This window comes from SAR86 cluster bacterium (genome assembly GCA_023703535.1).
Taxonomy (GTDB): domain Bacteria; phylum Pseudomonadota; class Gammaproteobacteria; order Magnimaribacterales; family TMED112; genus TMED112.
Map to the genome: position 1 here is coordinate 235,296 of CP097967.1, position 18,635 is coordinate 253,930.

Consider the following 18,635-nt stretch of genomic DNA (forward strand, 5'->3'; position numbering starts at 1 on the left):
ATAATTATGAAAAATTTGGGGAAAAACATCTTTTTTTGGCTGATAGTTGGAAGCTTGGCTTTCATGCTATTAGAAAACTATCAAATGGGAGCTTCGAAAGAAGAGCTTTCATTTACTGAATTCAAAAACGAAGTTAAAGCAAAAAAAGTTAAATCAATTGTTTATAAGAAAGACAGAGAGACAATTGAAGGTGAGAGACTAAATGGAACAAAATTCACTACTAATGCTCCAGTTTACTTAATTGATGATGATCTTCGATTAAGTATTAAAGAGGCAGATGTTGCAGAGACTGTTGAAAAAGTAGAACAGCCAAAGTGGTGGACACAGTTACTTGTAGGAGCTTTTCCTTTGCTTCTATTATTGGGCATTTTCTTTTTATTCATGAGACAGATGCAGGGAGGTGTTGGAGGTAAAGGTGGCCCAATGACTTTTGGTAGAAGCAAAGCAAAACTACTGGATGGCGGACATGTAAAAACAAATTTCTCAGATGTTGCAGGATGCGAAGAAGCAAAAGACGATGTAAAAGAGCTTGTAGATTTCCTCAAAGATCCAGCTAAGTTTATAAAAGTCGGAGGCAAAATACCTAGAGGTATTCTTATGGTAGGGCCTCCTGGAACAGGTAAAACTCTTTTGGCTAGAGCAGTTGCTGGTGAAGCAAAAGTTCCATTTTTCACTATCTCAGGTTCTGATTTTGTTGAAATGTTTGTCGGAGTTGGAGCTTCAAGAGTGAGAGATATGTTTGAGCAAGCAAAAAAACATTCTCCATGCATAGTCTTTATTGACGAAATAGATGCAGTAGGAAGGCATAGAGGCGCAGGACTTGGAGGTGGTCACGATGAAAGAGAGCAAACCTTAAATCAACTTTTAGTCGAAATGGATGGGTTTGAAGAAAACCTTGGTGTAATAGTAATTGCAGCCACCAATAGACCAGATGTATTAGATCCAGCACTTTTGAGACCAGGTAGGTTCGATCGTCAGGTTATGGTTGGTTTGCCAGATATTAAAGGAAGAGAGCAAATCTTAAATGTACATCTTAAAAAAGTCCCAATAGATAAAACTGTAAATTCTGAAGTGATTGCTAGAGGCACCCCAGGTTTCTCTGGAGCGGATTTAGCCAATTTAGTAAATGAGGCTGCATTACTGGCTGCAAGGAATAATGTAAAAAAAGTTAGCCAATCTGAACTTGATTATGCTAAGGACAAAATAATGATGGGAGCTGAAAGAAAATCAATGATTCTTAATGACGAAACTAAAAGAATTACAGCATATCATGAGGCTGGACATGCAATAGTAGGTCTCAATTTGCCAGATCATGATCCGGTTTATAAAGTAACTATCATTCCAAGAGGGGGAGCCCTTGGTGTAACGATGTTTCTTCCAGAAGAAGATATTTACATGAAATCTAAGAAAGCAATTCTAAGTCAAATCACCACACTTTTTGGAGGCAGGGTTGCGGAAGAGATAATTAACGGCAAAGAGGCAATTACAACCGGAGCGTCAAATGATATTGAGAGAGCCAGCGAGTTGGCAAGAAACATGGTAACTAAATGGGGATTCTCTGAAGAGCTTGGTACTCTTAAATATGACGATGAGGACGAGAGCCCTTTTTTAGGAAGAACAGCAGCATCTAAAAAAAGAACATTTTCAGACGAGACAGCACAAAAAATAGACTTTGAAGTTAGATCAATTATTCAAACATGCTATGAAAAAGCTGGAACTATCCTTTCAAAAAATCTTGATAAACTTCATAATATGGCGGATGCACTCTTGAAATATGAAACTATAGATCAAGAGCAGATCTCAGATATAATGGCTGGAGCATTTCCGAGGGAGAAAAATGATGACAATCAAAAGGGAAAGGAAAATAATAAAGTTAAAACATCTTCAAGCTCTAAACCTGTCCAAGATTCTTAAGACATGAAATATGGTACTGACGGGTTCAGAGGCCCAGTTGATACACATGTAACTTCTGAGTTTTGTCTAAAACTTGGCTTTCACACTGGCTGTTTGTTAAAAGATAAAGGATATGAATCAGTAATTATTGGAAAAGATACAAGAGTTTCAGGTTATATGCTTGAGTCAGCTTTACAAGCAGGTTTTATTTCGGCGGGCATTGATGTAAAACTTGCTGGACCTATTCCTACTCCAGCAGTATCTTTTTTAACATCAACTTATTCAGGACAATTCGGAGTTGTAATAAGCGCAAGTCACAATCCTTTCCAAGATAATGGAATTAAGTTTTTTAACCGGCATGGAAGAAAAATTTCTGAGGAATTTGAAAACTTAATTACAGAAAAAGTTAATTTACCTATTAAGCCTGTACCTGTATCAAAGTTAGGAAAAGCCTTCAGGATTGATAGTGCAACGGGCAGATACATTGAATATTGTAAAAGTACATTAAGAGGAGCTTCGAATTTAAGAGGTTCAACTATACTTGTTGATGCTGCCCATGGTGCGAATTATAAAATTACACCTATGTTATTAGAAGAGTTAGGTGCAAAAGTTATAAGAATAAATTGTGAGCCTGACGGATTTAATATAAACAAGGCAAGTGCAGTCTTGGAGCAGGATAAATTTAAAAAATATGCAAAGGAATATGAATTTGATTTCTGTGCAGCTGTTGACGGTGATGGAGACAGATTAGTTTTATCAGATGGCTCCGGAAATGTTTTCAATGGTGATGATGTTATTTACACAATAGCAAAAAGAAATAAGTCACAAGCTAAAGATAAATCAGATGCTGTTGTTGGCACTGATATGACAAATGAGGGTGTAGTTGAAGCTTTAGGTAAAATAGGCATTAATTTTTTTAGAACTAAAGTTGGAGATAAGTACATTTCCCGTGAATTAGTAAGCAGAGATTTAAATCTTGGAGGAGAGACTTCAGGACATATAATTCAAAGAGAGTTCTCGGAGAGTGGTGATGCAAATATTGCTTTAATTCAGTCTCTAGCAGCTTTAAAAGAACTTGAAACAACACTTAAAGACATTCAAAGCAAAATAGATTACAAACCAAATATTTTAGAGACTATTAAGGTTGATGATCAAAATATCGTTGAAAATGAAGCATTTAAAGATTCTGTTAGCTCAATAGAGAAAAAATTTCCAAGTTCAAGAATTTCTGTTAGGAAATCAGGAACAGAAATTTCAAAAATAAGGGTTATGGTGGAATCAAATTCTGATGACGAGGTAAAAACTGTTCTTGAAGAAATTAAAAGTTTAGTTGTGTAATGTCAAAAATTATAATTGCTAATTTCAAAGCGAACGGTTGCAAAGAATTTTTTAATAACTGGTTTTCAGATTTTAAAAACGACTCTCAAAACCAAATATTATTAGCCCCTCCATCAGTATATTTAGATTTTTTTTCCACAAAAAAACTTAACTTTGAGTTGTGTTCTCAAAATGTTTGTGAATTTGAAGAAGGTCCGTTCACATCTCAACATACTGCTTCTATGCTTTTGGATTTAGGTGTAAAAAGTTGCATTATAGGCCATTCAGAATCTAGAAAGCTGCTAAAGGAGGAAGATCATCAAATATTCGAAAAATTTCAAAAATTAAATAGTAAAAAAATAAGACCTATTGTTTGTATCGGAGAGCCATTGGAAATTAGAGAAAATAATAAAGTTAAAGACTACATTAGACAGCAAACAGAAAAATTTCATGATTTTGAAGAGGAGATAATTTTTGGTTACGAGCCATTATGGGCTATAGGAACAGGCAAAGTACCAAAATTAGATGAAATTGAAGAAGCAGCAAAAACTATAAAAGAATTTTGCGGAGAAAATAAGACAATTCTTTATGGTGGAAGCATAAATAGCAGTAATTGTAAGGATATCTTGAAACTTAAAGAAATTGATGGTGCTTTGGTGGGAGGAGCTTCACTTAATCCTAAAGAATTTGCTATGATAGCGCAGTCATGCTGATAAAAGTTATTTTAGTTATTCTAGGAGTGCTTATTGTTGCATCTGTTTTAATGCAACAAGGCAAAGGTTCTGATTTAGGTTCTGCCTTTGGTGGCGGTAGTTCAGATTCTTTATTTGGCCCTTTAGGACCATCTAATTTTTTATCTCAACTAACTTGGGGCTTAACTGCTGTATTCTTTATTCTTTGTCTCACTTTGGCTTACCTTTCAAAAGAAGACCTTTCTCTCAACATTCAAGAAGAACAAATTGAGGAGGTTCAAGAAGAACCACCAGTTGAGTAAATTTGGTGCCGAAGGAGGGACTTGAACCCTCACAAGCAAAGCTCACTACCCCCTCAAGATAGCGCGTCTACCAATTCCGCCACTTCGGCTTTACTAAATTATATTCCATAAGTATTGACGATTTTAAGTCTTTTCACTATCCTTTAACGTCACTGCGGGGTAGAGCAGTCTGGTAGCTCGTCGGGCTCATAACCCGGAGGTCGATGGTTCAAATCCATCCCCCGCTACCATTAAAGATGATCAAAGAAGATATCAAGCAGCTTTTAGTACCACTGATAGAAAAATCTGGTTGTGAGCTTTGGGGTCTTGAAATTTCAACACAACAAGGGAGAGGAAAAGTTCTTAGGATTTATATAGACGCTATTCAGGGTGTAAATTTAGATGATTGTGAAAAGGTAAGTAAGGAGATTGATTATTTTTTTCAATTTGAAGATGTTTTTTCTGACTTTGGAAGTTTTGAAGTGTCTTCACCAGGTCTAGACAGAAGGTTATTTAATTTACAACAATGTAAAAATTTTGTCGGAGATGTTGTATCATTAACACTCTTTTCTAAGGTGAATGGCCAGAGAAAGATAAAAGGCGCCCTTCAAGAAGTTTTGGATTCAGAGATTTCTGTCAAAACAGAAAAGGGCGAATTATTGCTTGATTTTAGCAATATTGAAAAATGTAAGTTGGATTTAGATTTCCAACTAGGAAAGAAAAAATGAATAAACAAATTTTAGAAGTTGTATCTGCAGTCTCAATTGAGAAAGATGTGGATAAGGAAATTATATTTGAAGCTTTGGAAGAGGCTATTTCAAGTGCAACTAAAAAACTAATTGGTGAAATGTCTTTAGTTAATGTAAAAATTAATAGAGATACTGGAGATTATGAGACGTTTAGAGAATGGGATATCGTTGATGAAGACGAGCTTGAAGATGAAAGTTTTCAGATTTTAAAAGCAAATGCGAAAGACAAAGATGACAACGGAAAAGTCTCTAAAAAAATTGATAATATTGATTTTGGCAGAATTTCAGCCCAAGCAGCAAAACAGGTAATAATTCAAAAAGTTCGAGAAGCAGAAAGAACAAAAATCACATCTAAGTATGAAAACCTTATTGGACAAGTTGTCTTAGGGCAAATCAAAAGGATTAATAAAGATTTTTTACTTGTGGAAATAGAAGAAGATCTTAATGCTCAAATACCAAGAGATCAGATTATTCCAGGAGAGATTTTTAAATTGAATGACAGAGTGCGAGCTGTAATCAAAGAAATTATTTCATCACCAAGAGGACCTCAGATAGTACTAAGCAGAACTGATGATAGATTAGTAAAAGAGCTTTTCACACAGGAAGTTCCAGAAATTTCTGAGGGCACTATTGAAATTAAATCAATCGCCCGTGATCCAGGGTACAGATCAAAGATTGCTGTGAAAACATATGATGGAAGAATTGATCCTGTTGGCGCCTGTGTTGGGATGAGAGGATCGAGAGTTCAAGCAGTATCTAACGAAATTGGAAACGAAAGAATAGATATATTTATTCATAGTGATAATCCAGCAGAATTTGTGGTCAACTGCTTGTCACCTGTAAAAATATTTTCAATTTTAGTTGATGAGAGGACCTCCACATTAATTTTAGAGGTTGAAGAAGAAAATCAAGCTCAAATTATTGGAAAAAATGGGCAAAATTTAAGACTTATGACACAAATGATAGGATGGTCCTTCCAAGTCTTAAATAAAGAGCAGTTTAAAGAGTATCAAGAATTAAATCTTGCTGAAAAATATAATGAATTAGGAAAAAGGCTTGATTTATCTGAATTTGAAATAGAGGGTTTAAAAAATGCCGAATTTGAAACTCTTGAGAAGATTGTGGATGCAGACGAAGAATTTTTATCAACAATTTTTAAAACAAAATCAAAGATAAGTAATATTAAAGATAAGGCGAATGAGCTACTTCTTCAAGATGCATTCAGCGATGATTTTAATGATCCAACAATGGAGAAAAGTCTTGTTGAATTGTCAGCGATGTCTAATTCAACACTTAGAGCCCTCAGTGAGAATAATGTAAAAAAACTTGAGGAATTAGCAGAAATGTCTGTTGGTGAGCTAATGGATATTGCTTCAAAAATAAGCGAATCTGATGCTTCAGCTCTAATAATGGAGGCTCGAAAGCCATGGTTTGAGTAGAGAGGAATTTGATGGACGTATCAGTAAAAAAACTATCAGAAATTTTAAAGATTGATCCAGAAATTCTTCTTGAAAAAATGATTAGTGCTGGACTAAAACAAAAAAGTATTGATGATCTCGTTTCGAATGAAGATAAACAAAAGTTACTCTCATTTATAAGAAATTCAAAAGACTCTAATTCCACTTTAAAGATTGAGAGCCCCTCACAACCAGTTGCACCAAAAAAAGTCCAAAATAAAACTAGCCAAACTTCAAAACAAAAAACTCCAGTTAAAGAGGGACACAAAAAAGATGAAGCTGTAGTTGATGCAAAGAAATCGGTAAATATCAATGGGTCCATAAAGGTAAATGACTTATCTAGAAAATTAAATAAAAGAGGGAATGAGGTTGTTAAGAAACTCATGGAGCTTGGGGAGATGGCTAGTCTAAATGATGAGATAGATCAGGAAACTGCAGTATTAGTCTCAGAAGAATTTGGATTTCAAGTAAATTATCAGGCAGAGCAAAGTTTGAAGCAGGAAGAAATTGAATATCCAAAACCTAATTTAAATTTTTCAGATGATGATAAACCAACAAAAAGGCATCCTGTTGTTACAGTTATGGGACATGTTGATCATGGGAAAACCTCACTTCTTGATTCAATTAAATCAACAAATGTTGTAGATGGAGAGTCAGGAGGAATTACTCAACATATCGCTGCATATGAAGTAAAAACAAAATCAGGAAAGATAACTTTTATTGATACTCCAGGCCATGAGGCATTTACTTCCATGAGGGCCCGAGGTGCAAATACAACAGATATTGTGATTTTAGTTGTTGCTGCAAATGATAGTGTTATGCCACAAACCGAAGAGGCAATAAATCACGCCAAAGCTGCAGAGGTTCCAATTATTGTTGCGATTAATAAAGTTGATTTAGATGGTGCAGACATTGAGAAAGTAAAAGGTGATCTTGCCAAACATGAATTAGTCTCTGAAGAATGGGGTGGAAAAAATCAAATGTTGCCTGTATCTGCATTAAAATCTCAAGGAATAGATAAGCTGCTCGAAGCAATCGAGCTTGAGGCAGATGTTTTAGAGCTTAAAGCACCTAATAAAGGCAACGCAACCGGAACAATACTAGAGTCAGAAGTAGATAAGTTTAAAGGGCCATTAGGTACTTTTTTAGTTCAAAAAGGAACATTGAAAGTAGGAGATATTATTGTTGCAGGAGAGGTAAAAGGAAAAATTAAATCTCTTGTAGATAGTAATGGAAATAGTATTAAAGAAGCTGGACCCTCAACACCTGTTGAAGTTCTAGGTATGGAAGATTGTGTTTCAGCTGGTGAAATTTTCTATGTAATGAGTTCTGAAAAAGATGCAAAGTCATTATTGAGCGAACGAGAAGATTTTTTAAGAGAGAAAAAAGATAAAAAAGTTATGACTTCTGAATCTGCATTTCAAATGCTGGACCAAGAAAAAATTAACAAAATGCGAATTATTATAAAATCAGATGTTGCTGGAACGTCTGAAGCCATTGTTCATTCTTTAACTAAATTAGGAAATGATGAAGTTGAGGTAGATGTTGTCTTTAGTGGTGTGGGTGGCATTACTGAATCCGACGTAAATTTAGCAGCAACAACAAATTCTAAAGTTGTTGGTTTTAATGTCAGATCAGATAACAATGCAAAAAAAGTTTCTGAAGATCTAGGAATAGAGATTAGTTATTACAGTGTTATTTACGACCTTATAGAAGATGTAAAAAGATTATTATCAGGATTATTGGAACCAATTTTTTCAGAGAAAATATTAGGCTTAGCTCAAGTCAAAGAAGTTTTTAAATCATCAGAATTTGGAATGGTTGCTGGTTGCATAGTTACTGAGGGTTCAGTAAAAAGAGAAAAACACGTAAGAGTTTTAAGAGACAATGTAGTTATACATGAAGGTGAGCTCGATTCTCTCAGAAGAGTAAAAGATGATGTAAAAGAAGTTCAAAATGGTACAGAATGTGGAATTGGCATAAAGAATTATACCGATATCAAACCTGGAGATATTATCGAAAATTTTGAACAGAAAGAAGAAAAAAGAAGTCTTTAATCATGGAGAAAGATAGAATTATTAGGGTTAGCGATAATCTAAAAAAAGAAATTGCTTTTGAAATCCAGAACTCCGACTTAAAAGAAACTTGTGGGTTCTTTAGTATAAATCATGTTGAAACTGCTAGAGATTTATCTAGTGCAAAAGTTTTTTTTTCAACTATTAATTCACCAATGAAAAAAAGTGAATTAGTCCATTACCTTAACGAAAACGCATGGAAGCTTAGAAAATCACTTGCACAAAAACTTCATTTAAAGAAAATGCCTTCGCTTAGGTTTTTTTATGATGAGCATTCAGAAAAAGTAAGAAATATTGACTCCTTGATAGATAATCTAGATTAGTGAGTGTTTTAATTTTAAATAAACCCAAAGGCCTAACCTCTTTTCAGGCTGTACTTCAAGTTAAAAAGTTGCTTAACTTAAAAAAAGCAGGACACTCTGGCACATTAGATCCCTTGGCAACAGGGCTGCTACCTATTTTTTTTGATGAATCAACTTCTTTTATAAAATTTCTCTCGAATGAAAATAAAGAATATATTGCTTCCTTTGTTTTCGATATTAGCTCTAATACAGAAGATATAACTGGTTCAATTCAGTACCACAATAATTCGAAAGAAATTGATAAAAATACATTTGTTAAGACTCTTGAATTATTTAAAGGAAAAAGCACACAAACTCCTCCCAAGTTTTCTGCAAAAAAAGTTAATGGTGTTCCAATGTATAAGCTTGCAAGAGCTGGAAAAGAATTTGAAGTAAAACCTCAAAATATAGAAATATTTAATTTAGAACTCATAGATTACAACTATCCAAAATTTACTTTTAAAACACTTGTAAGCAAAGGAACTTATATAAGAACTTTGGGAGTGGATATAGCAAAGAAATTAGGCAAATTTTGTTGTTTAACTGATTTACAAAGAACTAGAATAGGGGCAATAAAACTTAAAGAATCTATCGACATAAACACTCTCAAAAGTTTGGACAATGTATCTAAAATGAAGTATGTTAAGCGGATTGAAGAAATATTAAGGAAATTCCCTAAGGTAAGTTTAAGTTCTTCTGAGGTAAAAAAATTTCAAAATGGTTCTTTTGTAAGGGTTGAAAACCAAAAAATGCATAATGAATGTTTTGTTTTTTTTAAAGATGAACTCATGGGATACGGACTTATAGATGAAAATAAAAATTTGCATCCAAAAAGGGTAATAAATAGGAGAAATTAATGAGCTTAGCTAAAGACGAAAAAGCAAAGATAGTTAAGAAATTTGGAAAGAGTGCTAAAGATACTGGTTCAACTGCAACGCAAGTAGCTTTGTTAACAAAAAGAATTGAAGAGCTTCAAAGTCATTTCAAAAAACATAACAAAGACAATCATTCAAAGACAGGTTTATTAAGAATCGTAAGCGATAGAAAAAAGTTACTCACTTACTTAAAGAGAAAAGATTTAAGTACCTATGAGAAATTAGTTAAAGATCTCAAAATAAGAAATTAATTATGAATAAATATGTAAAAAAAGAGATCCAATTTGGATCAAAAACTCTCGTTATAGAAACCGGGAAGATTGCTAGACAAGCTACTTCAGTAGTAGCTACCATGGGTGGAACTGTAGTTCTATGTTCAATAGTTACAAAAAAAGCAGCTGAAAAAAGGGATTTTTTTCCTCTGAGTGTTCATTATCTTGAAAAGACTTATGCTGCAGGAAAAATACCTGGAGGCTATTTCAAAAGAGAAGCTAGACCAACTGAATATGAAACTCTAACTTCTAGATTGATTGATAGACCTTTAAGACCTTTATTTCCAGATTTTTATAGTGATGAAGTGCAAGTCAATTGTTTACTTCTGTCATTAGATAAGTCGAATCCTTCCGATATAGTAGCAATGCTTGCAGCTTCTGCGGCAATGTCTATTGCTGATGTTCCATTCAATGGGCCAATTGGTGGAGCAAGAGTTGGGTTAATTAATGATGAATATGTTCTAAACCCTGCAATAGATGAGATGGTTGATTCAGATCTCGATATGGTTGTAGCAGGCTCTGAAAAAGCAGTATTAATGGTTGAATCAGATGCAAATGAGTTATCTGAGGACTTAATGATAGGAGGTATACTTTTTGCTCATCAAGAAATGCAAAGCGTCATTAAAGGAATTAAAGATTTTTCCAATGAAGTACTTCCTGAAAGAACTAAATATGAGAATGAAAATCTTGAGTCAGAAAAAAAAGTTTTCGATGAAATTAAAAATAAATTTGGAGATGATATTAAAGATGCATTTAGCACAACAGACAAAAAAGCTAGAGGTGAGAAAATATCTACAGTCAGAGAGAAATTACTAGATGGTGTTGATGAGGAAAATAGCGCAGAGCACTTAAAACAATTTAAAGAAGTAGAAAAAGATATAGTGAGAAATAATGTCCTTCTAGATAAAGCAAGAATCGATGGAAGGGCTATGAATGAAGTTAGAGATATCAATATTGAATTAAATTTTTTACCTTCTGTGCATGGTTCAGCTTTATTTACAAGGGGTGAAACACAAGCCATAGTTACAACTACTTTAGGAGCTACTAAAGAAGTACAAATAGTGGATGCACTAGTTGGGGAATATAAGGATAATTTTATGCTTCACTATAATTTTCCTTCTTATAGCGTTGGTGAAGTTGGGATGCCAATGGGTCCGAAAAGAAGAGAAATCGGACATGGCGCGTTAGCTAAAAGATCCCTTAAACCTTTTGTGCCAACCCTTAATGAATTTCCATATTCAATTAGAGTGGTAAGTGATATTACAGAATCAAATGGATCGAGTTCAATGGCTTCAGTTTGTGGTGGTAGTTTATCAATGATGGCAGCTGGAGTGCCTATTAAAGAAAATATTGCTGGAGTGGCAATGGGATTAATTAAAGATAATGAAAAATTTGAAATTTTAACTGACATTTTAGGAGACGAGGATCACCTTGGCGATATGGATTTCAAAGTGGCTGGTTCTAAATCGGGAGTTACAGGTTTACAAATGGATATAAAGATCGAGGGCATAAATGAAGAGATTCTTGAAAAAGCTTTATCTCAAGCAAAAGAAGCAAGATTGCATATCTTAAAGATAATGGATGAAGCAATTTCAAAACCAAATGATTTATCTAGTTTAGCGCCATGTTTTGAAAAGTTAGTAATAGATAAAGAAAAAGTTAAGGTCGTAATTGGAAAAGGTGGTTCAACAATCAAAGGATTGCAAGAAGAGTTCGGCACAACAATTGAATTGCAAGATGACGGAAATGTAAGCATTTTTGGTGATTCAAAAGATAAAGTAAATCAGACTAAAGCCAAAATAGAGCTTATATGTGCTGAGCCTGAAGAAGGAAAGGAGTATGATGGAGTAGTTGCAAAAGTTGTAGAATTTGGAGCCTTTGTAACGTTTTTGCCTGGCAAGGATGGCCTCTTACATATTTCACAAATAAAGCAAGACTTCGAACATTTAACTGACGTTATTAACGAGGGTGACAAGATCAGAGTTAAGATAACCGAAGTTGGAAGGCAAGGCAGAATAAAGCTTGAGCTTGTAGATTAAAATAATTCGGAAAGCATGCATCGTGCAGAACCTCCGCCATACTTTTCTATTGTTGCTAAATCAGAGTGAATAATTTTTTTGTAGTGTTTTAAAAGTATATCTTTTTGTTCAGCATCCAATGCAAAATAAGCTCTAGATGACATTGCAAGCATTAAGTTTCCATTTTCCCCTTCAACCTCTAATGAATTACCACAAAAATCAAGAATTTGGTCTGCAGTAATTTCTAAAACTTTATGATTTAAAGAAACTTTTTTCTTTACTCTATCTCTATCCTTTTCATCAATAACATCAAAACTAATTCCTATTATTTCTGTACCTACATACATAAGAACATCTGTATGATAAATATCAGAACCAGTATGACTTACTGTTTTAAATGAACATAAATCATATTTATTTTTTTCGCACCATTCATTTAGAAATTTTTCATTGGTCCTTGGAGAAGGTGTTGCATAGACAATTCTATTTACTCTATCAAAAACCATGCTGCTGGTTGATTCTAAAAAAATATCTTCAAGTTCAAGGTAACCATAATCATTCTGAATTTTGTAAATTTCACATAACTCATTAATCATTTCTGGTGTTTTTTCTTTTCTTCTATTTTCAGCATTCATTGGAAATATTTGCATAGTTTTATCTTCAAAAGTAGTAAACCAATTCGGAAAAATGTGATCCGGACAACCCTCTATCCCTTTAAGGCAAAGAATCTCAACTCCATTTTTTTCAAGATTATTTTTAAAGTTATGAAATTCTATTAAAGCCTTATCAAGAATTAGTTGTTTTTCATCATTCGCACTTTTCATTTGATAGTGATTCGAGCCCTCAGTTTGTGGGTTTGAATAAAATTCTCTTGGCTCAACCATGAAGATTTTATTTGAAGATTGTTTAGCTGACATTTTTACTTTAAGTGTTCAATATTCTTTATTAGAATATGCTCAGTGCTTGATAATATTCAAAAAAGTTACATAAAGAAAGAGTCTATTTACGGCCCTGATAACTATAAACCTCTTCCGGTTGTTCTTTCAAAAGCTAAAGGCGTTTGGGTCTGGGACGTGAACGATGAAAAGTACATAGATATGATGTCAGGTTACTCGGCTGTAAGTCATGGACATGCACACCCTGAGCTATTGCGTGTTTTTCATGAGCAGTCTAGTCGGCTTTCATTAACTTCAAGAGCTTTTTATACAGATACTCTAGGCCCTTACCTTGAAACTATAACTAAAATGACAGGATTTGAAATGTGTTTGCCAATGAATTCTGGAGCAGAAGCCGTTGAAACAGCTATTAAGGCTTCAAGAAGATGGGCTTATCGAACTAAAAAAGTTAAGCCTGGTAAAGCCGAGATAATTGTTGCCGACGGAAATTTTCACGGCAGAACAACGACTATAATAAGTTTTTCTAGTGATGAAAATTCTAAAGATGATTTTGGCCCTCACACACCTGGTTTTGTCAGTGTTAAATATGGCTGCTCTAAATCTTTGGAAGCTGCAATTAATGAAAATACTGCTGCAGTTTTAATTGAACCTATACAGGGTGAGGGTGGAATTATTGTTCCTCCTGAAAACTATTTAAAAGAGGTTCGTGATATTTGCACTAAAAAAAATGTACTAATGCTGTTAGATGAAATTCAATCTGGTTTGGGCAGAACGGGAAAACTTTTTGCTTACCAACACTCTTGTGGAAATTGTTCTTGTGATGTTGGATGCAAACCTAACCAACCTCAAGAGTCAAAACCTGATGGTTTAATACTAGGTAAGGCATTAGGAGGTGGTTTTATGCCTGTATCCTGCTTCCTTTCTTCGAAAGAAGTGATGCAGTGGATGAATCCTGGTTCTCATGGCTCTACGTTCGGAGGAAATCCGTTAGCTGCGGCTATTGCAAAAAGATCAATTGAATTACTAGATGAAGATAAACTAATAGAGAACAGCAAGGTCATGGGAGAGTATTTTAAAAAATCACTAATTGATATGAATTCAAAGATTATCAAAGAAGTAAGAGGAAAGGGGCTTTGGCTTGGAGTTGAAATAGATCCGAAATATATTTCTGGAAAAGATTTATCAAAATTATGTTTAGAAAATGGAATATTGTGTAAAGAAACACATGAAACTACCATCAGATATGCACCCCCTTTAACTATTTCAAAAAAAGAACTTGATTGGGCTATTAAAAAAATAAAATCTGTATTTGAGGAAGTTGAAAAAAAGCTGCCTAAGACAAAATGAAATTATTTAAGCACTTAAAACTTATTTTTTCATTAATTCTTCTCGTTGCATGCGGCGGTGGAGGCGGCGGCGGAGGCGGCGGAAATTCTGGTGGCGGTAGTGAGCCTACTCCAGGACCGACTCCTGCACCTACCCCAGCTCCAGCACCTGAACGTTACAGTATTAGTGGAACAGTCTCTCTCGCTGCAGATGTCATAATTGATTCTGATGTTCCGAATAAAGCCTTTTCTTATCTCTCAAATAATTCTATCGCTGAAGCCCAACCAGCCTTTGATCCAGTTTCAGTTCTTGGTTATGCAGGACGTTTTACAGATAGTGAAGGAGACATTACAGATGACTCAATGGATGTATTTGTTCTTAATATTGAAAATAAACAAATTAATGTAACTCTCAGACAAGTAAATTCTGATTCTGATTTAGATCTATATGCATACTCCTCTGATGATCTTAGTAATCCACTTGTTTTTAGCACGGGATCAGGAAGTACAGAACAAGTCTCAATAAATGGGAATGGTGTTTTTTATATTTCTATTACCGCTGATTTAAATCTAAACGGCAGTAAATACGCATTAATTGTAGAGGAGCAGGCTAGCACTTCAAGTTTTACCACTTCATCAGCAAGACAATCAAATAAAAATATGTCAGGTAAAAAATTTGATACTGGGGAATTCATAATTATGAAAAAAGATAAATCTATTGAACCCTCTGCTGATGAGAAGGAATTATTAAAACAAGTTTTTGGAGTTGACTATAAATTTAATAGAGCAAGGCTAGTAATACCAAGTTATGAAAATATTAAAAGATATAAACCTTTAAAAACAATAGAAGACTCAACTAGAGAGTTTGGTATTAGTCAAGGAGATATGCTAGAGGTACAAAAAATCAAAGCTATCGAATATCTAAGAGAGCAACTACCAAATTACTTTATTGAATTTAATCACATTTATTATCCTGATGCTGATCCAATTCCATTTTCACCAGATCCTTTTTATAACGATTATCAGTGGAATTTGCGACAAATTAAAACAAAAGAAGCTTTAGATTTAATTGGCCAAGACACTAAAGATGTTATTGTGGCTGTTTTAGACTCTGGAGCTCCTAGTAAAGATTCTCTTGCATGGATAAATTCAAGCTTTGTCGAAGACGGTTATGATTTTGTTAGAAGTACTGACTCATCATTTGATGGAGATGGTATTGATAATGACCCAACTGATCCTGATTTTTTGCCTGTAAATAGTAGTGGAAATGTTGAATATGGAAGTCATGGCTCTCATGTAGCAACAACAATTTCTGCTAAGAACGATGGCAATGAAATAAATGGACTTGCAGCTAAAACTTTACCTTTAAGGGTATGTGGCTCAGATCAAAGTGAAAATGGTGGTGGGTGTTCTGGTTATGACCAGCTTCAAGCATTTTATTATGTCCAGGGAAAAGAAAATGATTCAGGTGAAATATATGATGCTTCACAATATGGGGCTGTCTCTGTAATCAATATGAGCCTTGGAGGTGGTGGTAGCAATGAGGTCATTTGTGAAGAAATTAAAAATCTCAAAGATAACGGTATTTATGTAGTAGCTTCTGCGGGAAATGAGGGAAATTCTGCAATAAGGTTCCCTGCCTCTTGTGAATTTGCCTTTTCTGTAGCCTCTACTAAAGCAGACCAAAGAAAGTCTTCTTTTTCCTCATATAACGATTTTGTAGATATAGCAGCGCCTGGTGGCCAAACTTCAGAAGATTATGATGGAAACGATATTGGAGATGGAGTTATGGCATACAGCTTTAAAAATTCATCTCATAACGGCACTGACTATAAAGGACTTCAACTATATCAGGGTACCTCTATGGCAGCCCCTCATGTGTCAGGTTACTTTGCTCTTCTAAGATTTCTGGATTCAGATTTAACATATGAAGAAATAAATCTTTTACTGAAATCTGAAAAATTGACTAATGATGTTGGTCCAGCTGGAAAAGACGAGTACTTTGGCTATGGTCTTATGGATTTAAATAAGGGGATATCCTTCTTAAGAGAGGGCGTTAACTATGACTTGCTAAGTTATGCTGAATTCTCACCAGCAAGAGTAAATTTAGGCTACTCACTTAATGAAAGAATTTTTGAAATTAAAAAAAATGGCAATGGAAGTCTAAGTGTTTCTGATTTTTACATTGTCAGCTCAGGCGTGCCTGCAGAGCAAAAACTTTCAGTAGAGTCAGTCAGTGTGGATGAAAATGGATTTGGCCAATACAAAGCAACAATTGACAGAAATGGACTCTCTAATGGCAATACTATTTTAAGAATAGAATTTTTGTTTGATGATGGAAGAAAAGCTGAAATTCCTGTACTGATGCAAAATGGTGATCAAAAAATCAAGGCAACTGTTGATCAGTTATGGATATGTGCGGTAAATGACCAAAATCAAATCCAACCTTGTGATGTGATGCAAATGACTAACGGAACTGCTAATTATAGAGTCAGAGAATTGCCAAATGATACCTATACTGAAATTTTTGCCTGCACAACTCTTGAAGATAGATTATCTTTTAACGATCAAGGCATATGTGGATTAGCTGAACTTGAAGGCCAATATTTAAACAACATTGTCATTAATGGCTCAAATGTTAATGACATTAATTTTAATATAAATCCTAACCTCTCTTTTTAATGTTCCTAAAAATATTTAAGTATGGGGGTACAAATGGTGTTGCCTTCATAGCAGATACAGCACTTCTTTTAACACTTGACTATTTATTAAATGTTAGACGTGAATATATCGCTTTTGTGTGTTACCTATGTGGTTCATTGGTAAGTTATGTTTTGGCAAAAAGATTCGTATTTGAAAGTGGTTGGCTCAAAGAAAAACCAAGATTTGAATTCGTCGCTTATCTCTTTGGCGGCTTAATCGGAGCAATTATTACCGCATTTATATTTGCCCTTATGGCTTCGTTAGGATTTAATAACATTCTTTTTCAAAAAGTTGTATCAGGAGTAATAAGCTTCTTTACAGTTTTTGTATATAGAAACTATATAGTTTTCAGAAAAAAATGAACAAACAACAACTACTACTTCAAGAACGCTTTAGTGAAAAAATTAAGTTTTCCGAAGAATATTTAAATAAATATGGAAGGGACTGGTATCAGGGATTGACACCATCGCCTATAGCAATTTTTTTCCCAGAAAATGAAGAGGATGTAACAGACATTATTGATTTCGCCTCCAAAAATAAATTAAAAATCGTTATTTCAGGAGGGAGAACAGGTTTAAATGGTGGGGCTACAGCAACTGATGGTGAAATAGTATTAAGTACTGAAAAACTTAACAAAATCCAATGGAATGAAGAAAATAATGAAATTATTTGCGAGCCAGGAGTAATAACAGATAATGCAAAAAAATTTGTAGAAGAAAAAGGTAGATTTCTACCAATCGAATTTTCTTCAACTTCATCTAGCTCGATTGGAGGGAATGTTGCTACAAATGCTGCAGGTGCAAAATTTATAAAATATGGTTCAACCAAAGATCATGTAACAGGTATTAATGTAATTCTGCCTTCAGGTAAAAAAATACAACTTTCAAAAAGATCTCTTAAAGATGCAACAGGGCCAAATTTAATGGAGATATTTTACGGCTCTGAGGGAGTATTAGGTTTAATAACCTTAATTACCCTTAAAACTTATCCAATAATGGAATTTAAAGAAACAGTTTTAATAAAAGCAAATAACCTCAACACTGTGCAATCAAAATTAATTAATGAGAAGAATGAGTTAATTTCCTCTTTAGAATTTTGGGATAAGAATTGCCATGCGTTAACGAAGGAGGAGATTGACTCAGATTATGTAATTTTGTTGGAACTCGTTTCTCAAGAAAAAAAAGAAATTGAAAACTTTTTAGAAAATATTTCTGAAAAATTTGGAGATTCGGTAAGTCTTCTTAACTCTAAACAAGCGTCAAAGATGTGGAGTGCAAGAGAAAATATACCTGTTCTATTATCAGACATGAATGCTTATAAGTTAGATATCTGTGTTCCCATTAAATCACTTCAGAAGTATTTAGAAGATATAAATGCTTTAAATCTAGGAGTGAAAATCTTTGCTTTTGGTCATTTAGGTGATGGCAATGTCCATCTAAATTTAGTTGGCGATAAAAAAATTAATGAGAGTAAAAATAAGATTTATGAGGTTACAAAGATACACTCTGGATCTCCCAGCGCAGAACATGGTATTGGTCAGAGAAAAAAATACATTTGGACAACTTTTTCTGATTATTCTGACAAACATGAATTGCTTAAAACCCTTAAAAAATCAATAGATCCAGAGAATATAATGGGGCCTAAAGTTTTTTTTGATTAATAGAATTCGTACAAACCAACTATAAATAAGGGTTTTAAGACTTTTCTTACTTCATAATAGTTATTTATATCTCTCCATACC

General features: G+C 34.1%; 16 protein-coding genes and 2 tRNA genes. 16 read left to right on the forward strand and 2 right to left on the reverse strand.

The window, feature by feature from the left end; translation table 11 throughout:
- Positions 1-6 precede the first annotated feature (6 nt).
- From ftsH to secG, 4 genes are read left to right on the forward strand one after another with little or no spacing between them, the layout of a single operon-like run.
- On the forward strand, positions 7-1,914 hold the full coding sequence (gene ftsH, locus M9B42_01320) for an ATP-dependent zinc metalloprotease FtsH (protein ID URQ64488.1): 1,908 nt from the start codon (positions 7-9) through the stop codon (positions 1,912-1,914).
- 3 nt (positions 1,915-1,917) lie between these two features.
- Positions 1,918-3,231, forward strand: a complete 1,314-nt coding sequence (gene glmM, locus M9B42_01325) for a phosphoglucosamine mutase (protein URQ64489.1) — start codon at positions 1,918-1,920, stop codon at positions 3,229-3,231.
- Complete coding sequence (locus M9B42_01330; GenBank protein ID URQ64490.1) at positions 3,231-3,923, forward strand: triose-phosphate isomerase; 693 nt, start codon at positions 3,231-3,233, stop codon at positions 3,921-3,923. The genes glmM and M9B42_01330 overlap by 1 nt, the downstream gene beginning before the upstream one ends.
- Entirely contained in the window at positions 3,917-4,204 is a 288-nt protein-coding gene (gene secG, locus M9B42_01335) for a preprotein translocase subunit SecG (GenBank protein URQ64491.1), read from the forward strand. The genes M9B42_01330 and secG overlap by 7 nt, the downstream gene beginning before the upstream one ends.
- A gap of 3 nt (positions 4,205-4,207) precedes the next feature.
- Here the strand turns inward: secG and M9B42_01340 are convergent.
- Positions 4,208-4,293, reverse strand: a tRNA-Leu gene (locus M9B42_01340).
- 64 nt (positions 4,294-4,357) lie between these two features.
- Between M9B42_01340 and M9B42_01345 the strand changes: the two genes are divergently transcribed.
- From M9B42_01345 to M9B42_01380, 8 genes are all read left to right on the forward strand, one after another.
- Positions 4,358-4,434: transfer RNA gene (locus M9B42_01345), tRNA-Met, on the forward strand.
- Positions 4,435-4,440: 6 nt separating this feature from the next.
- Positions 4,441-4,911: a ribosome maturation factor RimP gene (locus tag M9B42_01350; protein ID URQ64492.1), complete on the forward strand. Its 471-nt coding sequence runs from the start codon at positions 4,441-4,443 to the stop codon at positions 4,909-4,911.
- Positions 4,908-6,371 carry a transcription termination factor NusA gene (gene nusA, locus M9B42_01355; protein ID URQ64493.1) on the forward strand — a complete coding sequence of 488 codons (1,464 nt, stop codon included), beginning with the start codon at positions 4,908-4,910 and terminating at the stop codon, positions 6,369-6,371. The genes M9B42_01350 and nusA overlap by 4 nt, the downstream gene beginning before the upstream one ends.
- Positions 6,372-6,382: 11 nt before the next feature.
- On the forward strand, positions 6,383-8,446 hold the full coding sequence (infB, locus tag M9B42_01360) for a translation initiation factor IF-2 (protein ID URQ64494.1): 2,064 nt from the start codon (positions 6,383-6,385) through the stop codon (positions 8,444-8,446).
- A 2-nt stretch (positions 8,447-8,448) separates the two neighbouring features.
- Positions 8,449-8,787, forward strand: a complete 339-nt coding sequence (gene rbfA / locus M9B42_01365; GenBank protein URQ64495.1) for a 30S ribosome-binding factor RbfA — start codon at positions 8,449-8,451, stop codon at positions 8,785-8,787.
- The gene (gene truB, locus M9B42_01370; GenBank protein ID URQ64496.1) at positions 8,787-9,662 is read left to right on the forward strand and encodes a tRNA pseudouridine(55) synthase TruB; all 876 of its coding nucleotides are present in this window, start codon (positions 8,787-8,789) and stop codon (positions 9,660-9,662) included. Before rbfA ends, truB begins: the two co-directional genes overlap by 1 nt.
- The gene (rpsO, locus tag M9B42_01375) at positions 9,662-9,931 is read left to right on the forward strand and encodes a 30S ribosomal protein S15 (protein URQ64497.1); all 270 of its coding nucleotides are present in this window, start codon (positions 9,662-9,664) and stop codon (positions 9,929-9,931) included. The genes truB and rpsO overlap by 1 nt, the downstream gene beginning before the upstream one ends.
- Positions 9,932-9,933: 2 nt before the next feature.
- The gene (locus M9B42_01380; GenBank protein URQ64498.1) at positions 9,934-11,991 is read left to right on the forward strand and encodes a polyribonucleotide nucleotidyltransferase; all 2,058 of its coding nucleotides are present in this window, start codon (positions 9,934-9,936) and stop codon (positions 11,989-11,991) included.
- Here the strand turns inward: M9B42_01380 and M9B42_01385 are convergent.
- Positions 11,988-12,887: an arginine deiminase-related protein gene (locus tag M9B42_01385; protein ID URQ64499.1), complete on the reverse strand. Its 900-nt coding sequence runs from the start codon at positions 12,885-12,887 to the stop codon at positions 11,988-11,990. The genes M9B42_01380 and M9B42_01385 overlap by 4 nt on opposite strands.
- Positions 12,888-12,929: 42 nt before the next feature.
- On the opposite strand from M9B42_01385, the gene rocD reads away from it, so the two are divergent.
- Genes rocD through M9B42_01405 form a run of 4 tightly spaced genes read left to right on the forward strand, consistent with a single transcriptional unit; the run spans position 12,930 to position 18,554 of the window.
- Positions 12,930-14,213, forward strand: coding sequence for an ornithine--oxo-acid transaminase (rocD, locus tag M9B42_01390; GenBank protein ID URQ64500.1), 1,284 nt, complete (start codon positions 12,930-12,932; stop codon positions 14,211-14,213).
- Positions 14,210-16,873, forward strand: a complete 2,664-nt coding sequence (locus tag M9B42_01395; GenBank protein URQ64501.1) for a S8 family serine peptidase — start codon at positions 14,210-14,212, stop codon at positions 16,871-16,873. The genes rocD and M9B42_01395 overlap by 4 nt, the downstream gene beginning before the upstream one ends.
- Entirely contained in the window at positions 16,873-17,256 is a 384-nt protein-coding gene (locus tag M9B42_01400; protein URQ64502.1) for a GtrA family protein, read from the forward strand. Before M9B42_01395 ends, M9B42_01400 begins: the two co-directional genes overlap by 1 nt.
- Positions 17,253-18,554 carry an FAD-binding oxidoreductase gene (locus M9B42_01405; protein ID URQ64503.1) on the forward strand — a complete coding sequence of 434 codons (1,302 nt, stop codon included), beginning with the start codon at positions 17,253-17,255 and terminating at the stop codon, positions 18,552-18,554. Before M9B42_01400 ends, M9B42_01405 begins: the two co-directional genes overlap by 4 nt.
- Positions 18,555-18,635: the final 81 nt, after the last annotated feature.